General features: G+C 68.0%; 15 protein-coding genes and 1 pseudogene. 10 read left to right on the top strand and 6 right to left on the bottom strand.

The annotated features are described in order from the left end of the window. The first annotated feature begins 26 nt into the window (after positions 1-26). Together HNQ79_RS29335 and HNQ79_RS29330 are read left to right on the top strand one after the other, a co-directional pair. A complete protein-coding gene (locus HNQ79_RS29335) occupies positions 27-1,259 on the top strand; it encodes an epoxide hydrolase family protein (RefSeq protein WP_185036008.1) in 1,233 nt (410 codons plus the stop codon). Between the two features lie 401 nt (positions 1,260-1,660). After that, complete coding sequence (locus HNQ79_RS29330; protein ID WP_229923768.1) at positions 1,661-2,332, top strand: hypothetical protein; 672 nt, start codon at positions 1,661-1,663, stop codon at positions 2,330-2,332. A 51-nt stretch (positions 2,333-2,383) separates the two neighbouring features. Here HNQ79_RS29330 and HNQ79_RS29325 read toward each other — a convergent pair whose 3' ends face one another. Continuing rightward, positions 2,384-3,031 carry an HAD family hydrolase gene (locus tag HNQ79_RS29325; RefSeq protein WP_185036006.1) on the bottom strand — a complete coding sequence of 216 codons (648 nt, stop codon included), beginning with the start codon at positions 3,029-3,031 and terminating at the stop codon, positions 2,384-2,386. A 617-nt stretch (positions 3,032-3,648) separates the two neighbouring features. On the opposite strand from HNQ79_RS29325, the gene HNQ79_RS29320 reads away from it, so the two are divergent. Further along, on the top strand, positions 3,649-5,034 hold the full coding sequence (locus HNQ79_RS29320) for a family 2B encapsulin nanocompartment shell protein (protein ID WP_185036005.1): 1,386 nt from the start codon (positions 3,649-3,651) through the stop codon (positions 5,032-5,034). A gap of 421 nt (positions 5,035-5,455) precedes the next feature. Next, on the top strand, positions 5,456-6,658 hold the full coding sequence (locus HNQ79_RS29315; protein ID WP_308437375.1) for a cysteine desulfurase: 1,203 nt from the start codon (positions 5,456-5,458) through the stop codon (positions 6,656-6,658). Positions 6,659-7,423: 765 nt separating this feature from the next. On the opposite strand, the gene HNQ79_RS34160 is transcribed toward HNQ79_RS29315, so the two are convergent. Continuing rightward, positions 7,424-8,101 carry a hypothetical protein gene (locus HNQ79_RS34160; protein ID WP_229923770.1) on the bottom strand — a complete coding sequence of 226 codons (678 nt, stop codon included), beginning with the start codon at positions 8,099-8,101 and terminating at the stop codon, positions 7,424-7,426. Positions 8,102-8,297: 196 nt separating this feature from the next. Here HNQ79_RS34160 and HNQ79_RS29305 point away from each other — a divergent pair, with 196 nt between their 5' ends. After that, positions 8,298-9,950, top strand: coding sequence for a phospholipase A2 (locus HNQ79_RS29305; RefSeq protein WP_229923771.1), 1,653 nt, complete (start codon positions 8,298-8,300; stop codon positions 9,948-9,950). A gap of 215 nt (positions 9,951-10,165) precedes the next feature. Next, complete coding sequence (locus tag HNQ79_RS34155) at positions 10,166-12,961, top strand: S8 family serine peptidase (RefSeq protein WP_229923772.1); 2,796 nt, start codon at positions 10,166-10,168, stop codon at positions 12,959-12,961. 156 nt (positions 12,962-13,117) lie between these two features. Here HNQ79_RS34155 and HNQ79_RS34150 read toward each other — a convergent pair. Then, positions 13,118-13,288, bottom strand: a pseudogene (locus HNQ79_RS34150) (IS3-like element ISRhosp5 family transposase); the annotation flags it as partial. Positions 13,289-13,469: 181 nt separating this feature from the next. Here HNQ79_RS34150 and HNQ79_RS29290 point away from each other — a divergent pair. After that, positions 13,470-14,263, top strand: a protein-coding gene (locus tag HNQ79_RS29290; RefSeq protein WP_444545300.1) for an IS5 family transposase whose coding sequence is annotated in 2 segments (ribosomal slippage) — positions 13,470-13,802 and positions 13,805-14,263 — 792 coding nt in all. Because the reading frame shifts where the segments join, the coding sequence is not laid out codon by codon here. A 484-nt stretch (positions 14,264-14,747) separates the two neighbouring features. On the opposite strand, the gene HNQ79_RS29285 is transcribed toward HNQ79_RS29290, so the two are convergent. Then, on the bottom strand, positions 14,748-15,245 hold the full coding sequence (locus HNQ79_RS29285) for a hypothetical protein (protein WP_185036004.1): 498 nt from the start codon (positions 15,243-15,245) through the stop codon (positions 14,748-14,750). Between the two features lie 129 nt (positions 15,246-15,374). Here HNQ79_RS29285 and HNQ79_RS29280 point away from each other — a divergent pair. After that, positions 15,375-16,183, top strand: a protein-coding gene (locus tag HNQ79_RS29280) for an IS5 family transposase (RefSeq protein ID WP_376700002.1) whose coding sequence is annotated in 2 segments (ribosomal slippage) — positions 15,375-15,714 and positions 15,714-16,183 — 810 coding nt in all. Because the reading frame shifts where the segments join, the coding sequence is not laid out codon by codon here. Between the two features lie 319 nt (positions 16,184-16,502). On the opposite strand, the gene HNQ79_RS29270 is transcribed toward HNQ79_RS29280, so the two are convergent. Together HNQ79_RS29270 and HNQ79_RS29265 are read right to left on the bottom strand one after the other, a co-directional pair. Then, on the bottom strand, positions 16,503-17,276 hold the full coding sequence (locus HNQ79_RS29270) for an SDR family oxidoreductase (RefSeq protein ID WP_185036002.1): 774 nt from the start codon (positions 17,274-17,276) through the stop codon (positions 16,503-16,505). 53 nt (positions 17,277-17,329) lie between these two features. Continuing rightward, positions 17,330-17,734: a hypothetical protein gene (locus HNQ79_RS29265; protein WP_185036001.1), complete on the bottom strand. Its 405-nt coding sequence runs from the start codon at positions 17,732-17,734 to the stop codon at positions 17,330-17,332. 96 nt (positions 17,735-17,830) lie between these two features. On the opposite strand from HNQ79_RS29265, the gene HNQ79_RS34145 reads away from it, so the two are divergent. Beyond that, complete coding sequence (locus HNQ79_RS34145) at positions 17,831-17,962, top strand: hypothetical protein (protein WP_260421855.1); 132 nt, start codon at positions 17,831-17,833, stop codon at positions 17,960-17,962. Positions 17,963-18,084: 122 nt separating this feature from the next. Then, positions 18,085-18,695: IS701 family transposase (locus HNQ79_RS29260; protein ID WP_221508288.1), on the top strand; the 611-nt coding region annotated here is incomplete at its 3' end.

Raw genomic sequence — 18,695 nt, 5'->3', positions numbered from 1 at the left:
CCCGCCCCCATCCAGGGAGATGTCGCATGTCACCCCAGTCCATGAGTGTCGAGCCGTTCCGCGTTGCTGTGGACGCTGAGGAACTTGACCGTCTCGTCCGCCGCCTCCTCGACACGCGCTGGCCGGACCGGGAAACCGGCCCGGACCAGGGTCCGCAGCTGGAGCAGATCCGCGCCCTTTGCGACCACTGGGCCACCGACTACGACTGGCGGCGTTGCGAGAAGGAGATCAACGACTTCGGGTCGTTCCGTACCCGTCTAGACGGCGTCGGCGTGCACTTTCTGCACGTGCGCTCGCCCGAACCCTCGGCGCTCCCGCTCCTGCTCTGCCACGGCTGGCCCGGCTCGATCCTCGAATTCCGGCACCTGATCGGGCCGCTGACCGATCCCGTCGCGCACGGCGGCCGAGCTGAGGACGCCTTCCATGTCGTCGTTCCCTCGATGCCCGGCTTCGGCTTCTCCGACAAGCCCACGGCGACCGGCTGGGGGGTCCTCAGGATCGCCGACGCCTGGGTCACGCTCATGGGTCGTCTCGGCTACAGCGAGTGGGTCGCGCAGGGAGGCGACTGGGGCTCGGCCGTCGTGGAAGCGATCAGCCGTGAGGCACCCGACGGTTTCCTCGGCATGCACGTCAACTTGCCGATGGTGTTCCCCACCGCCCGGGAGATCAGCGAGGCGACACCGGACGAGCAGCGCATGCTGGCCACAGCGCAGAACTACCAGACACTGCTGGACGGCTATTTCAAGGAGCAGTCAACCAGGCCGCAAACCATCGGCTACTCGCTCGCCGACTCGCCGGCCGGGCTGGCCGCATGGATCTACACACTCTTCCAGGACGTCACGGACAGCGACGCCGATCCCGAATCGGTCATCGACCGCGACGAGATCCTGGACGACATCATGATGTATTGGCTGCCCAACGCCGGTGCCTCCTCAGCACGCCTGTACTGGGAAGCACGGCAAGAGGTGCCCGCCCCGTCCGAGCCGAACCAAGTGCCGGCCGGATTCAGCATCTTCCCCGGCGAGGCCATCCAGGCTTCCCGACGGTGGATTGAACGCCGGTACACCAACGTCCTCCACTACCGGCAACTGGACCGCGGTGGGCACTTCGCGGCCCTTGAGCAGCCCACGGTCCTCACCGAGGAGATCCGGACGACCTTCCGCTCGCTCCGCTGGGACGAGCCGGGCGGGCTCCGACCGGGCGGAACGTCCCACTGGGTATCGGGGTGCATGGGGTGTATGCCGTGGCCGGCGACGTGACCGGGATGTCTCACCGGGAGGGCCCTCACTCGGTCGGGAACTGCTGGAAACCATGCCGGTCCGACATCCGCCTCGGAGTGATCTGGTCCCTTTCTGAGCACTCGACCGAGCGCCCTGTACGGAACACCCGGCGGCCGCGCTCTCTCCGACGCCGGATCCGGTGGTCCCGCGAGCTGTGAGAAGTCTGGGCAGAGAGCGCCCTCCCTGCCACCCTGGGATCAGGCCGGACGGGGGGTGGGGTGATGGCGGATCTTCTGAGGGGCTTGCCGGCTTTCTGGACCTTCGCTGTGGTCTGGACGAGTGCTTTCACGGTGTGCGTGACGTGCTCCCTGCTCCGACTCCGTTTCTCACTCCGGCGTGACCGGCAAGCCATCGGGCGCTTCTTCGGGGCCGGGGCCGCCATGCCGGTTCTCGCCGCGTACTACCTCGCAGGGGAGCAGGCGGCGACGCGGACCGGGATCCTGGTGCTGTGCCGTCTGCAGGGAGCTTCCCACTGCGGGCGGCAACCAGGGCCGGAACTGCACCCTCTGCTGGCAGCGCTCCAGGAAGCCGTTCGTGATGCCGGAAGAGCCGACACCGCCGAAGCTGTGATGGCCTCACCCCGCTTCGCCGCGTTCCGGACCCGACTCAGGGAGGCGGCGCAACGCGAGCTTCCTGCGCGTCGTACGCGCTACATGCCCGACCGGGCAGCGTCCTGGTCGGCACTGTTCGGCCTCTGCGCCGTCGTCGTGTACGGCATCGGGTTCCATGTGCGACAGCCCGACGCGAGCGGGGTGTGGTTCCTGAGCGCCCTGGTCGCGCACGCGCCCGCAGGCATCTGGCTGGGCATGACAGACGGCCAGGGCGGACGGTACGCCGCCCCGCTATGGCCCGAGTTCGACGCGCTGTGCGTGCGCCGGGTCGCCGAGGAAGAGGCCCGCGTTCCCCGACCGGAACAGCCGGCCCCCACGGACACGCGACCCCAGACGCTCCCCGCACAGCGGCCCAACCCGGCTCGTACATCGGGCTGGGCCAACGACGGTGGCGTCGGCGCGACCGGCTCGTGCGGAGGTGGCTGCGGCGGTGGGGTGTGAGCACGACGGGGACGGACGAGGGATGGACGATCCTGCGTCGACAGCTCAACCTCACGGAGCTGGCTCTATGCCCTGCTGCCGCCAGTCCCATCGGCGCCGAGGCCCTTTACCGCGAACACCGCAGCCAGGTTCGCGCCCATGGAGGGACTCCCTGGACCAGCCACGTTTGGCTGCCAGCAGGACCAGCGCGGCGCCCTTGTCCGCACCCGGCGGAAGAACATCGAAGTAGCGACCGTCCGAGTGCACCCAGGAACAGCCCAATGCCGCGACAGTCAAGCAGAGTTGCTCTGTCAGATGACGCGTCTCCAGATAGAAGGAGCACCGGCCCTCCTGCACCACACCGTGCTGGTAGGTAAGGCCCGTGAAGCCTTTGAGTGCGTTGCGCACTCGGGCTGCTCCCGGCCATCCTCCGCGTAACTTCTCCTGCAGAGCGACGTCGGCGCTGAAGCCTTCGCCCTCCGCGACGCTTGCCCCGACGTCCCCGATGATCCAGTGCGGACGCGGTACGAGCGGATCCCCCAGCAGTCGCTGGACGGACGGCATGGACCGGCCGGTCGCGAAAACCACAGTGATTTCCGGATGACTCGTCAACTCGTCACGCAGCTGTCGGCGTTGGTCCGCCTCGCCACCCAGCAGCGTGCCGTCCAGATCAGTGACCAGCACTCTATTGGGACCCCGCTTTTCCTCGCTGTGGTCCAATTCGCCCCCCGGCCGACGCGCGCACGTGTGACTGCTCGACAAGCTTGCGAAGCCCTACCCCATTCTCACCGCGGCAATGCCCCGGGCCGAGCTGCGCTGTCACGAGGCTTGGGACTAGTTGCCGGCCGCCCTGGCCGTCCAGCCTTCGGGTGCGGGTGGCAGGGGCGCCGCCTGCACTGCGCCCTTGGAGACGTGCACGGCCTGTGAGCACGGGGGCCCGGCCACGTTCTCACCCGTCATCGGTGCATCGTCCTTGATCGGGAGTTACCCCGCACCATCCGGAGTCCCGTGTGTGTTGCCTACGAGGCGGCGGCCTTCTCGTGTTGTTCATCTCGCATGTTTTTCATACTTATCGAAGCGATCGCTTCCAGCCGATTGCGCAGTCGAAAAATTGCTGCTTACAGGGGTGCTTTTCGATGTTTTTTGATCACTGTCATATTGACAGCCCTTTGGGTCACGGGTGAGCGTCGAGGACCGGTATGCCATGGGAAGGCGTGGGCCGGTGCACCGTTCGAAGAATTCAAGACTGCCGCTGGCACATGCATGGTTGTGGACGGGTGATCGCACCCGTGATCGTGACGGTGCACGGAACGTCACAGTCCGGCCAGGAGGTCACGATGAACGACTACCAGCAAAGCCTCAGCCCCGATGCCGCACGGCAGTTGGCCAATACCACCAAGACCCGACCGCAGATGCGGGCGATCACCCCCCGCTATCTGCTGCGTGCGCTGCCGTGGGTGGACGTCGAGTCCGGTGTCTACCGGGTCAACCGCCGCCGTACCTTCGTCCTGGGCGACGACCGCATCAGCAGCTACAGCGACAACGGCACCCATCGCGTCATCGCCGAGGACCTGCGCGAGCTGCCCTACCTGCGGGAAGCCGATTCGGCCCTGCTCACCGAACTGGCCGGTTCGTTCACCACCGTCACCTTCGAGGCGGGACAGGTCCTGGCCACGGAGGACGAGCCCTGCGCGCAGCTGTGGGTGCTGGTACACGGCAAGGCAGAGAAGCGGGTCACCGGACGCTACGGCGACGAAGCCGTCCTCGACGTCATCGGTGACGGCCAGACCTTCGACCTCGCATCCTGGACCAGCGGCGCGCCCATGCCCCATTACGTCAAGGCGCTGACCCACGGCGTGGCACTGTGCCTGAACCGCGACGAGCTGACCCGACTGGCCGACGGCGACGAGCAACTGCGAGCAGCACTGGAGGCCTACACCGCTGACGGCGCACCCGAGCCGGGCTCCGAGGTGCCGGTGGAACTCGCCTCGGGCCACGTGGGCGAGCCCGACCTGCCGGGAACGTACGTCGAGTACGAGGACACTCCGCGCGAGTACCACATGAGCCTGGCCCAGACAGTGCTGCGCGTGCACAGCCGCGTCGCCGACCTCTACAACGAGCCCATGGACCAGACCCGGTCCCAGGCCGACCTGACCATCCAGGCCCTGCGCGAGCGCCAGGAAGCGATGATGCTCAACCACCCGGAGTACGGCTTGTTCCACAATGTCGCTCCCGGGCAGCGCGTGCAGACGCGTACCGGCGCACCCAGCCCGGACGACTTGGACGAACTGCTGACCAGGGTGTGGAAGCACCCCGCGTACTTCCTCGCCCACCCCCGGGCGATCGCCGCCTTCGCACGGGAATGTACCCGCCGGGGAGTGCCCCCGCTGATGGACACCCGCTTCGGCAGCCCGCTGCTGACCTGGCGAGGTGTGCCGATGCTGCCCTCGGACAAGGTGCGTTTCTCAGGCCGTGGCGGCACGGGCACCACCGAGATCCTGCTGATGCGGGTGGGAGAGGCCGAGCAGGGCGTAGTGGGCCTGCGCCCCTCGAAGGTGACCGATGAGGTGGAACCGGGCCTGGCCATGCGGAACATGGGCATGGACCAAAAGGGCATCAGCTCGTACCTGATGACCTCCTACTTCAACGCCGCGGTCCTGGTGGAGGACGCCACCGCCGTACTGCAGAACGTCGAGGTGTCCAAGTACCATGACTACTCCTGAGCCCAGGGGGCGCAAAGCCCCCAGAACCCCCCGGGCGCCCACGGCTCCCGCGGCCTCGGCCGGGCACGCGGCGCGGCCCCGCCTCCCAGAACAGACCGCCACCCGAGGGCAGACGGCAGCCGATCCCACCGCTGCAACAGCGTCCGACGTACCTGCGCAGCAGACAGTTGCAGCGCCCCCGGCCGTCCGGCCCGGCCCAGCCGGGCCGGAGGACCACCGCCTGCCGACTGCTCCCGCACGGCAGCTCACCGTGCCCGACCACACGGCACACACCGTCCAGGCTCCCCCCGCCCGGACAGCCCCGCCCGCACCCGGCGCACATGCCGCCCCGGCCGCTACGGTACTTCGAACGCCGCCGTCACACGCATGGACGGAACAACCGTACGCACCCCGCAGCCAGCACGGCGTCTTCTCGCCGGACATGGCGCGCCAAGACATCCCCATCCTGCAGCGTACGGTCAACGGCCACCCCCTTGTCTGGCTGGACAACGGCGCCACCACACAAAAACCGCGCCAGGTCATCGAGGCATTGAGCGCCTACTACGCCAGCGCCAACTCCAACATCCACCGCGGTGCGCACACGATGGCGCGAGAAGCCACCAACATCTACGAGGAGGGCCGCGCCGCGGTCGCCCGCCTGCTCGGCGCGCCCACACCGGACAGCGTCGTCTTCGTCCGCGGCACCACCGAAGCGATCAACCTCGTCGCACAGAGCTGGGGCCGCGACAACCTCGGCCCCGGCGATGAGATTCTCGTTTCGACGATGGAGCACCACTCCAACATCGTTCCCTGGCAGCACATCGCCAAGGAACGGCGAGCCCGGGTGGTGCCCATTCCGCTCCTGCCCAACGGGCAGATCGACCAGAACGCCTACGCCGACCTTCTCTCCTTCCGCACCCAGCTCGTCGCGCTCAGCCACGCCTCGAACGTCCTGGGCACCGTGCCCCCCGTCCGGGAGATGACGGCACTGGCCCACCGTTACGGGGCCAAAGTCCTGGTGGACGGCGCTCAGGCCATCGCCCACTTCCCGGTGGACGTCCAAGACCTCGACGCCGACTTCTACACGTTCTCCGGACACAAGGTGTTCGCCCCCACCGGGATCGGGGCGCTGTACGCCAAGCCGGAAATCCTCCAGTGCATGCGACCGTGGCAGGGCGGCGGCAACATGATCGAATCGGTGGACTTCGGGCAGACCACCTATGCGCCCGTCCCGCACCGTTTCGAGGCCGGCACCGGCCACATCGCCGGCGTCGTCGGGCTGCTGACAGCCCTGAACTGGCTGACCTCCTTCGACCGGCAAGCCGTGGCCACATACGAGGCACATCTGGTCGCCTACGCACAGCAAGCTCTCACCACCCTCCCGGGGCTGGAGATCCTCGGCTCGGCGCCAGGCAGGGTCGCCGTCCTGACCTTCACACTCGCCGGGCACGAGCCGGCGGAGATCGCCGACTGGCTCGACCGGGAAGGAATCGCCATCCGGGCAGGCCACCACTGCGCCCAGCCGACGCTGCGCCACTACGGCCTGCAAGACGCGGCACGGGCCTCACTCGCCCTGTACAACACCCCACACGAGGTGGACCAGTTGGTCCACTCGCTGCGCCAACTGCAGCAGTCCACCGCCTGAACCACCGTGGCGCAGCCCAGCACCACGGTCACCACTGCGGCCACCCGGCTGAGTGATCACCGGGTAGCCGCCCCCTCGGCCCATCTCTACCGATGACCGGTCCGCCTCTGGACCCGCTCAGTTGCGGAAACGGCCGGAAGGACCCATGGAGGAAGCGCGAACGTGCGGGGGCGACGGGGCTCACCGCGGGACAGCTACGACGATCCAAGGAGAGGGAAGGGGAAGGGGTTCCTGGAGACACTCGCCATGCGGTGGGCGACTTCGCCATCCTGTACAAACCCGCTGAGGGCAACGACCGCCGCCTCACCAGGCGGATCGTAGCCGGGCGGGGCCGCCACTCAGTCTTACCTGCATGGATTCGCTAGGACTTCGAACGCGACCGGGCCGCTTTCACGTCGTTCTCCGCGCGTCCGCAGGGGTGGGCGTCCTGCTCGGTCCCAGAGAAGTCGCGAACCACGCCGAGTTCTGCCACTTGCGTCCTGCGATCCCCGGTCGTCCCGTGGGCGCAACCGGAGCCATGTCCGCCCCAGCGGCGAGCTCCTGGGGGCGCAACGAGCGGCGGTGGAACCCAGCCCTCCGCGAGGAGGGATGGTTGCTGACGCAACCTCGGCAGCGCGCCCGTGGACAACTATCCCCAATGGCCCGGCGCTCCCTAACTCATCGCTATAGCGGTGATTTAGGACAGTATCTTTCATTTGTGGGTAACAAGGTGTTGCTGATCAGTCACCCAGACAAGCATGGTCTGTGACCTAGTTCACATCGAACTCATGATCGACGATGCAGCTTTGCAATATCAAACGGTCCGTCCTTGGGTGCGACGCACGCCTCCACCTCTGTCAGATCACCGTTGGCAGTGCCGTCCAGGCACAGCCGTCCTCCCTTGACGCGGAGGTCGATGACGAACGTCGTGACGGCGGCGGACTGCCTCAGGCCGTGGACGCGCTCGTCGATGTAGCCAAGGCCGTTCAGGACCTTCCTGACCTGTGCGGGATCAGGCTGCTTGAGCTGCAGGACCGCCTCGGCCACGCGCTGTTCGTGCTGGACGCCGGCACACCAGTCGCGGGCGTCCAGCTCCACTTCCGGACCTGCCGTGGGGGCGACGGGCTCGACCGCGCCGCCCGGCGGCGGCACCGTGGCGCCGGGCGGCGCCCCTGCCGGAGCAGTCGGCGCCTCGCCAACCGGGGCGGGCGGCGACTCCCTCTTCGCACCTGGCGGGGGGCACTCCCGTGCCACCTCGTCCAGCATCTTGATGAAGGCCGCGTCGCCCGCGTCGCTCCTCGCTGAGACGGCGTCGGCGGACGAACCCCGCTCCCCCCGGGGGCCCGGCTGCTCGGAGCCGCAGGCGGCCAGGGTCAGAACGGCGAGAGTCGTCATCGCGAGGGTGGACCGACGGCCACGCATTTTGGTGTCAACTGTCCTGACCCAGGTCTGTGTTCGCTTCACGTGTCCAGTCTCGGGCCGGGCCGCTCGCGCCACATGAGTACGCGTACTCAACCTCGGGCGGCGGACGGGCGAACTTCACTGCTGCAAGGAAGCGGAATCAACTACCCCTATTTGTAGACCACTTGTGGTCGTGATCGGCGCCGGTCTACGGTCCGCATCGATCAAGCAGCACACCTACGACACGAGGGGGGAACTCGTGCGCAAAACAGCTCTGCCTGTCATGGCCGCACTCTCCATGGCGCTGATGCTTCCGCAGCAGTCCGCCGGAGCCGCTGTCATCGAGCAGCCGCAGCCCGCGGCCGCCACTGTCGAACCACCGCTGGCCGACGGGGAGATCCAGCAGGTCGGTCCCGGCCTGTACTCCACCGCGGAGAAGTCCTTCGAGCTGTACGAGACCGATGTGGCCGAGGGCCTCATGGGCCGCACGCACACGGTGACCGAAGGTGCGGACGGAGTCGCCAAGCCGGAGTCGGCGCCCGCGACCCGTCCGGACCAAGGCGTCTTCGGCCCCGGCTGGGAAGCCGGGTTCCTGGGGGGCCAGCTCAACCGCAAGCTGGAGCAGAAGGCCGACTCCGTCGTGGTCACCGACCTCGACGCGAAGGTCTCGGTTTCGTACGCCCTGAAGAGCAGCGTCGACTACCCGAGCGGCGGCGGCGTCAAGAAGTACGAGACCGCCACCGGCGACAAGCTCAGCGAGACCACCACGTACAACGAGGCGACCGGCACACTGGTGACCACCGCGGTCGAGACCCTCGCTCCGGCCACCGGCACCCCGGACACCGACGTGACGGGCGACGAGGACGCGGGCGCAGCCGTCGGCGTCGCCAACCTCACGGCGACCTACAACTGGAAGCAGGTCGCTCCGGGCGCCGACAAGTGGCGTGTGACCAGCCTTGGCAACCTGGCCGACGGTGCCACCGCCACGGTCTCCTACGACACCAAGGGCCGGGTCGCCACGGTCAGCGAGCCCGCCACCGCCGATACGCCGGCGCAGTCGCTGGCGGTCAAGTACTCGACCGCCACGACGGCCACCGCCACGGCGCCCGGCGAGTACACGGGCCGAGCCAAGGAGATCACCCTTACGTCGGGCGCCACCGCGCAGACGCTGGCGCGCTACTCCTACGACGCCTCGGGTCTGCTGCGCAACGTGACCAACCCGGTCGAGGGCACCGACCCGGTCTCGTCGTACGCCTACGACGGCACGGGGCGCGTCTCCGACGTCGACTCGCCCAGCAACGGTGAGTGGGACCTGACGTTCCCGGCAGAGTCGGCCGCCCCGAACGCCGCGCCCGTTGGCACCGACCTGCCGTCCGCCACCGAGCCCCTCAAGGGCCCGGCAGGCGACGGATCCGCGACCACGCCTCCGGTCGGTGACTTCACCACCGGGGAGATCACCGACCCGCAGGCCTACCCGCGCTACTGCAACCGCGCCACCGAGTGGATGTGGTACCTCAACCGCGGCTGCGTCGCGTGGGCCGCGCACTACGGCTGGCACTGGCCGAAGTTCCGGTACACGCCGACCGGCTTCCGGGTAGCGGGCATCATCTACGACGGCTGCAGCACCCCCGGTCCGAACATCAGCCGCCCGGGAGGCTTCAACTTCCGGGCCGCGTGCGACTCCCACGACTACGGCTACGGGCTGATCGGCAACACGTACAAGGGCTACAAGTACTACCTGGACCGCAGCAAGAAGTCGAACGTCGACAACGCCTTCTACTCCACGATGAAGACGCGCAGCTGCAAGGCGTACAACGTCTTTGTCCGCTGGAAGTGCAACAGCTACGCGTACGCCTACCTCAAGGCCGTGGCATGGAAGGGCAACCCGAAGAACGGTGCCAGGAAGACCTGATCACGGCTCGGCACACCTTCTGACGACACACAGCACAACCTCCTGACGGAGCGGGCCCCTTGGGCCCGAACGGGCCGGGCGGCGAAAAGCTCACGCCGCCCGGCCCGTTCCTCCTGGACCCTTCAGCACTTCGCTCCCCACATCTCTCCGGGCTGTGGCATGTCTGCTTCCCCACGGGCCCAGTCATGACGCGCCCCCCGGCTCACCGAGGCAACATGAAGAGAACGATCTGGGCGACGGTCGTCACCACGATGACGGCCATGGCCCTCGGCGCCGCCATACCGGCCCATGCCGTCACACCGACGAGCACCGCGACAGCCGCCGAAGCCGCGGCTGACCCGGTCGACCCGCCGCTCTACGACCGGACCGCGGGCGACGGCAAGGTCCGCGTCAACGTCGTCACGGACACTCTCGCGGACGTCGCCGACGCGGCGACCGCCGGCGAGAAGAAGCAGGAATTCGAGACCGTGCCGGTGGTCACCCTCAAGGTGGACCGGGCCGGCCTCGACCGACTCGCCGCGAAGCCGGCCGTGGTCAGCGTCACCGAGGACAAGGTGGAGCCGCCGACCCTGGACCAGAGCATCCCGCTGATCGGCGGTGACGACGCCGTCGCGGCCGGCAAGACCGGTACGGGACAGACGATCGCCGTCCTGGACACGGGCGTCGAGACCGGCCACCCGTTCCTGAAGAACCGGGTCGTGGCCGAGGCATGCTTCTCGCCGAGCGATACCGAGGGCGGCATTGTCAGCCTGTGTCCGGACGGCGCCGACACACAGGAGGGCACCGGCGCTGCCAACACCGCGGCCGGCGCCTGCGCGACCATGACCGCCTGCGACCACGGCACCCACGTGGCCGGCATCGCCGCAGGCAACGGCACCGGCATCACGGGCGCTCCCAAGCACGGTGTGGCGCCCGGCGCCAACATCGTCGCCATCCAGGTCTTCAGCCAGTTCACCACCGAGGAGTTCTGCGGTGGCGCCGCCCCCTGCGTGGGCAGCTACCAGAGCGCACAGCTCAAGGGTCTCGAGCACGTGCTGAAGCTCAAGAGGACCGGTGTGCCGATCGTCGCCGCCAACCTGAGCCTCGGCAACGGCCGTTACACCACCGCCTGCGACAGTGACCTGCGCAAGCCGGTCGTGGACAGCCTGCTGACCGCAGGCGTGGCCACCGTGATCGCCGCCGGCAACAACGGTCACACCGACGCGGTGAGCATGCCCGGCTGCATCTCCTCCGCTGTCACGGTCGGCTCGACCACCGACGACGATCAACTGTCCGCTTTCACCAACCGGGGTCCGCTGCTCGACCTGTTCGCCCCCGGTACGGGCATCGTCTCCGCCGTACCCGGCGGCACCTACGCCTCCAAGAACGGCACCTCGATGGCCACACCGCATGTGGCCGGCGCGTACGCCGTGCTCAAGCAGGCCTTTCCCACCAGGAACATCGCCGACCTGACGACCCTGCTGAAGAGCAGCGGCCGGGGCATCATCTACACCGGTGCCACCACTCCGCGGCTCGACCTCGGTACCGCTCTCGGCGGCGGGGGCACCACCCCGAAGCCTGCCGGGATGACCGACTTCAACGGTGATGGCGCTGAGGACGTCGCGATCTCCGACCCCCAGGCCACTGTCGGCACGGACGCGAAGGCCGGCCTGGTCCGCGTCGTGTACGGCGGCGGCAAGGGCACCGCGGAGATCAGCCAGGACCTGGACTGGGTGCCGGGCGGCTCCGAGGCGGACGACTACTTCGGCGAGACCTTGGCCACCATCGACTGGAACAAGGACGGCTTCACCGACCTGGTGGCGGGAACTCCGAGCGAGACCGTCGGCACCGCCGTCGACGCGGGCTTCGTCGACATCCTGTACGGCGCGGCCGGTGGTCTGGGCACCGGCACTCTGAAGGCCACGCACCTCGAGCAGGGCGCCGGCACGGGTGCGATCGCCGGCTCGGCATCCGAAACGGGCGACCGGATGGGCCACAGGATCGCGGCTGCGGTGAACGACGCCGGCCGACCGTACCTGGTTATCGGTCTGCCCGGGGAATCCCTCGGCGACATCGCGCAGGCGGGTTCCTCCTTCTACGTGCACGGCACCACCAGCGTGGCGGTCAGCCAGTCGACGGCCGGTGTCCCGGGCGACCCCGAGACAGGGGACCTGTTCGGCTGGTCCGTGGCCGCCGACCAGAACTACATCGCCATCGGTTCCCCCAACGAGGCCCTGGGCAGCACGGCGAAGGCCGGCGGCGTCGTCATCTTCGACGCCAACCGTTTCGACTCCACCGGTCACCCCCTGCCGCTGGCCGGGCTCGACCAGAACAACGCCGCCATCTCCGGCGGCGCGGAGGCGGGCGACCAGTTCGGGTACGCGGTGGCCATGGCCCCGTTCCGGGCCAGCGGCGCCGCAGCCGCCACGGAGTCGATCCTGGCGATCGGTTCGCCCGGTGAGAGCGTGACGGTCGGCACCGTGGACCGCGCCAACGCGGGCCGCGTGGTGCAGATCCGCATCAAGCCCGACGGCACCTGGAGCTACCTGCGCGAGCTCAAGCAGGGCACGGCGGAGGACGATGTGTCCGGCACCTCCGAGGCCGGTGACCGCATGGGCGAGTACCTCTCCGCCGTCAACACCGCTCCGGCTTCGGTGAGTACCGTGGCGTCTATGCGGCTCGCTGTGGGGACGCCCGGTGAGGACGTCGGCACCGTAGCCAACACGGGTGCGGTCCACACATTCTCGCTGGCCGGTTCGGCCGGTCCGAACGACCGCTGGATCGAGGCCGGGGACGGCGACGGCGTCCCCGGCCCTCCTGGCGCCAACCAGTACATGGGCAGAAGCATCCACTTCACGGCGACGAAGCTGTATGTGGGCATGCCCTCCGGGCCGCTGGCGACCGGTGCGCTCTACGCGCTGCCGATGTCCAACGTGACCCAGGGTGGCACGGTTGCTCCCACCACCACGTACAGGCCCGGCTCCGGAGGTCTCCCGGCCAACGGCGTGGCCTTCGGCTACTCGGCACGCTAGACGTCGGCCGATGTGCGCAGCCCCCGAAGGCACCGGGCCCTCGGGGGCTGCTCGTGTGCTCGGGGCTCGCAGAGAACCAGCATGTGAGCTTGGGCTGCTGTTCGTGAGGAGGAGGCGGCGACGTCGGCGGGCTGAATGTGGCGAACGGCCCTGGTGGACTGTGGTCAGGTAGAGGAACTTCCCTGTCTCCAAGGGAAGATAGGTGATGTCACCGACGTACTTCGTGTTCGGCTCGGCAGGGGTGAAGTCGCGCCCGATCAGGTCCGGTGCCTTCGCCGCGGCCGGGTCCGGGGTCGTGGTGCGGTGCCTGCGACGCAGGCGCACACCTTTGAGGGCAGACATGCATTCCAAAACCCCCTTTCCGGCCGGGCGGCGCCGGGGGTGGCCACTGCCTCCACCGTCCTCCCCTTTGCAGCGCCCTGACCGTGCCCGGCAGGGGTAATTTGGCAATTCCCCTTAAGAGGTCGTCTCATTTGGATGGACTCGGTAATCTGCTGTTGTGGGGATCGTGGAGCGGCTGGTGCCGGATGAGTTGTGGGTGTTGTTCGAGCGGGTGGTGCCGCCCGCTCCGTCGCGGCCGCAGGGTGGTGGCCGTCGGCGGTACGGGGACCGGGAGGTGTTGGCGGCGATCATCTTCGCGGCCACGTCAGGGTGTACGTGGCGGCAGCTGCCGCCGTCCTTCGGGCCGTCGGGGCCGACCGCGCACCGGCGGTTCGCTGACTGGAGCAAGGCCCGGGTGTGGGCGAAGCTGCACCGCCTGGTGCTGGACGAGCTTGGCGCTTGCGGGGAGCTGGACTGGTCGCGGTGTGCGATCGACTCGGTGAACATGCGGGCTCTGAAAGGGGGGACCTGACAGGTCCGGATCCTGTGGACCGGGGAAAGTTGGGGTCGAAAATCCGCTTGATCACCGAACGCTCCGGTCTGCCCATATCGATCGGCATCTCGGGTGCGAACCTGCACGACAGCCAGGCCCTGGAGCCCATGGTGCGGGGCATCCCGTCCATCCGCTCCCGCCGCGGACCCCGCCGCGGGCGGCCGGCCAAGCTCCACGCCGACAAGGCCTACGACAACCTTCATCTGCGTCGATGGCTCAGATCCCGCGGCATCACCCACCGCATCGCCCGCAAAGGCATCGAGTCCTCCAAGCGCCTGGGCCGCCACCGCTGGACCATCGAGCGCACCATGGCCTGGCTCGGCGGATGTCGGCGCCTCCATCGCCGCTACGAACGAAAACCCGACCACTTCCTGGCCTTCACCAGCATCGCTTGCACCCTCATCTGCTACCGCAGGCTCACCAAATGAGACAACCTCTAAGGGACGCAACGAGAAGCACAGCACCACTGGCGCTCCGTAGTCCATCGCCTGCCACCACGCCGGCCGCTTTGTCCAATGTCAGTGGCGGCTGGATGATCAACCCGTGGCACGGCCTCAGCTACCGTGGCGAGGTGCGGCGATCGGAACAGCAGGCGGCAGGGGCCACGCTTCGAGCTCAGGAGTCCGCTTTGAGTTTCCTGATGTCTGGACGGAGGCCGCGCTTGGGGTCGTCGGATTCCCAGATCGTGATTCCGAGCGGGATGCTCTAGGTGCGTGCGATACCGAGGAAGCTGAAGCGCATGGGTATGTCGATCTTGGTGCCGGCGTAAGCGGTTTTCGGGTCATCACAACCGGGTTTGCCAACTCGACCGAGCAATTCGAGCATGAACGATTCCCCCGGTTTCAGTGTGAAAGGCATTTTACGAGCGGGGGCACCCTTTTCCACGGATGTGAAGTGCGCCCGCACCGGCTGTCAGAGGCACGGCGCATGGCTCCGGCGCCAGTCGGCCAGCGCCGGTCCGGGGTCGATGATCCTGATGCTCCGCGAGCTGGTGTTGTGGATCTGTTGGCGGAGCGTGAGCGTGGCACCGTACTCGTTCTTGATCAAGAGAGCCCGGTCATCGAGGAGGAATGAGTTCACTTCCCAGGCGTCGGTCGACGAGGTCGCGTAGGGCCGGCTGCCACCCGTCGCCAGCGGCTGGAAGCCGAACCACACCTTGCCCGCCAGTAGCACGGCCGTTACCACCGCGGCGACGACGGCCCATGTCACCTGTCGCCGGGTCATCCACCTTCTGCGGGCGGGGCCTGCAACGGCTGCGTTCACGGGCCGCTCGGGTGTGGTACTCGTATCCGACATGCGGATCATCCTGGCCTGGACTGGGCATGCCGGGAAGCTCAGCGAGCGGAACTGTGTGGAATCGGCGGTCGGATCCATTAAGGGCTTGCAGAGAATCAACTTGCCGTCGAACACCCTGCATGAGCTGTGATGTCAAGAGCAGGAACGCGCATCTTATTCATCTGCAAGCCCTAAATGATCGTTTCAGAAAGAGATCGGTGTGGTGGCTTGGCAGTTGGGTGTTGGGTCGGCAGGATCTGGCGGGTGTCTGCTGATCTTGTGCCTGATGACCTGTGGGAACGTATAGCCCCGCTGCTGCCGACTCGGCCGGCGCGGCGGCATCGGTATCCGGGGCGGTTGCCGGTGGGTGACCGTGCTGCCTTGCGGGGCATCGTGTACGTGCTGCGCAAGGGTGTGGGCTGGCGGGACGTTCCCGCGGAGCTGGTGGGCTGCAGCGGGGTGACGGCCTGGCGGCGTCTGCGGGACTGGACCGAGGCCGGAGTGTGGCCCCGCCTGCATGGGGTTCTCCTGGCGGAACTGCGTAAGGAGGGCCTGCTGGAGATGGACGACGCCTCGATCGACGGCTCGCACGTCAGGGCCCTCAAAAGGGGGCTCACACCGGACCTTCGCCGGTCGACCGGGCCCGGCCCGGCAGCAAGCACCACCTGATCGTCGACCGGCACGGGACTCCGCTCGCCGTCTCCCTGACCGGCGGAAACCGTCATGACGTCACGCAGCTCATGCCGCTGCTGGACGCCATACCCCGCATCCGTGGACTGCGGGGCCGGCCACGCCACCGGCCCCGGCGGCTGTTCGCCGACCGCGGCTACGACTACGACAAGTACCGGCGTCTGGTCCGCACGCGCGGGATCACACCCAAGATCGCCCGCCGCGGCACCCCGCACGGCTCCGGCCTGGGCAAAACACGCTGGGTTGTCGAGCGGACCTTCGCCTGGCTCCACCAGTTCAAACGACTGCGCATCCGCTACGAGATACGAGCCGACCTCCATCTCGGACTACTCCAACTCGCCTGCAGCATTATCTGCTTGAGACGACTCCGAACCTCATTCTGAAACGATCAGTAAGTGTCGTCTGACTGGTGAAGTGTGTTGTCGTCTTCCGGGTAAAGCAGATGTCGCGCGTGTAGGCAGGGGCGGAGACGGCTGTGCTCGCCGCGGATGTCATGGGCTGCCACGTGGAGCGTGTGGCAGGGACCGTATTGAGTTCCGATCAATGGGTGGCTCGGGTGAGGTCCTTGAGCCAGATCATCGAGGCGCGTAGGTGGAGGCCGGCGAGGTAGCTGTCGGGAGACTTGTCGTACCGGATGGCGATGCCACGCCAGGCCTTCATCTTGTTGATCAGCCGCTCGACGGTGTTCCTCTCCTTAGCACGTCAGAGGGCCGTGCCTCCCGTTGCGTCGATGACCTGGCCGGTTACCCAGCGTGCGTCGTCGGAGGCGAGGAAGGCCACGATGTCGGCCATGTCTTCCGGCCGCCCGATCCGGCCGAGGGCGGCAAGAGACGCCGCTTGCGCCTCGGCATGCGGATCGCCCAGCAGAGTGGCCGCGCTGGCATCGGTGAGGACGGTTCCGGGGGCCACCGAGTTGACCGTGATGCCCCGGGGGCCCAGCTCCTTGGCGAGGGCGAGACTGAAGTTGTCCAGGGCTCCCTTGGTGGCGCCGTAGGCGATCATTCCCGGCGTGGCCAGGCGGGCTACGGAGCTGGAGATGTTGATGATCCGGCCCCCGTCGCGCAGGCGCGGCAGTCCCTGCTGCGTGACGAAGAACGGTGCACGCACGTTCACGGCGAAGACCTTGTCGAAGGCGTCCTCGGTCAACGACTCCAGGGATGCGAAATCCCCGATGCCGACGTTGTTGACGATCATGTCGAGCTTCCCGTCGGGCACGTGCTCCGTGCCCGCGGCGTCGAAGGCGGCCCAGAGGCGGGCCGCGTCGCCGCGCTCGCCCAGCCCCGCCTGGAGTGCGAAGGCCCGTCCTCCGTTCTTGCGGATGTTTTCGACGGTCTCGCTCGCTGCCGTCTCGTCGCGGGCGTAGGTGACGCCGACGGCGGCGCCGTCCTGGGCGAGCCGCTCCGCGATCGCCCGGCCGATGCCCCGGCTGCCGCCGGTGACCAGTGCGACCTTGTCCTCGAGTGCTCTTGCCGACATGGCGGAAGACCCCCTCCCGTTCATCGAATCGTCTCTTGAGTGCTATGGAGCGCCTAGACCAGCGGCTTGTGTTCGGGCCACCACCGCTGGACGGCTTCGACAGCCGTCGTCGGGCTGACGTTGAAGCAGAGTTTCGCGTCGGGTGCCAGCTCGTGGGTGGTGTTGACCAGCACCTCCAACAGCGGGGTCAGCTCCGGGTCCAGCCGGACGCCGGCGCCGATCAGCACGATGTCGTAGTCCTTGGCGGTCAACGCGGCGCGAAAAACCGCCTCGGCCGTGCGGCCGTAGTCGAGCAGGCAGACATCGACACTGAGGCCGAGTTCCTCGAGCCGAGCCCGGCCCGCGGCCATTTCGGCCCGGACCGCCTCGGCGTCGATTTCAGGGAACGCCGCCCGTGACGAGGGCGCGTCGTCCACCAGCGCTGGATCCAGTCCGACGTTGAGCATGGACGGGGACATGTCGGTGCACCTCCGGTGACCTGGGGTTTCTCGGACCCACGGTAGGCGCCTGGAGGTCGGGCGGCCCTCCCACATTTCTGGGATACCGTGGCAAGGGTGAGTTCCCCGATGGCCCGGCGCGAGACCGTGCGCGACATCGAGGCGATCTGCCGTCTCGACCTCGACTCCCGAATACTGCGCCGCCGGATCGCCGACCGGCTGACACGCCTCATCCCGGCCGACTCCTAGTAGGGCTTGGTCATGTGTCGTTTGTGGTGGCGTGTCTTCTTGATCGGTCGTGTCGTTGATCGTGTGTGCTGAGTGAGGAGTTGGCTGCGGTCCGGTGTGACTTGGAGGACTTCGCGGCGGAGATGTTCGAGCCGTTCGCGCGGGCGGATCAGCGGCGGTGGGGCGGGGTCTATCTGCGGGGCCTGCTGCTGGACGGGGGGCGCAAGTCGGTGGAGCCGATGGCCGCCCGCCTGGGCGAGGACGGGAACCGGCAGGCGCTGGCCCACTTCGTCACCTCCAGCCCGTGGGACGCGGCGCATGTGCGGGCCCGGCTGGCCTGGCGCATGCAGCCGGTCATCAAGCCCACCGCGCTGGTTATCGATGACACCGGGTTCCTCAAGGACGGGGACGCGTCGGCGTGCGTGAGCAGGCAGTACACCGGCACCGCGGGCAAGGTCACCAACTGCCAGGCCAGAGTCTCGCTGCACCTGGCTTCCCACGGCGCCTCGGCGGCGGTGAACTGGCGTCTGTTCCTGCCCGGAAGCTGGGACCCCGCCTCGCCCAAGGCCGATCCGGCCAAAGTGGCCCGCCGTGACAAGTGCGCCATCCCTGCCCAGGTGGGGCATGTCGAGAAGTGGCAGCTGGCCCTCGACATGATCGACGAGACGCGGTCCTGGGGCATCGATGTGCCCCAGGTCATCGCCGACGGCGGCTACGGGGACACCGCCGCCTTCCGGCTCGGCCTGGAGGAACG

Origin of the sequence: Streptomyces candidus (assembly GCF_014207445.1) — a bacterium.
Lineage (GTDB): Bacteria > Actinomycetota > Actinomycetes > Streptomycetales > Streptomycetaceae > Streptomyces > Streptomyces candidus.
The sequence above is the reverse complement of the archived record's forward strand: the minus strand, read 5'-3'. Positions and strand labels throughout refer to the sequence as shown.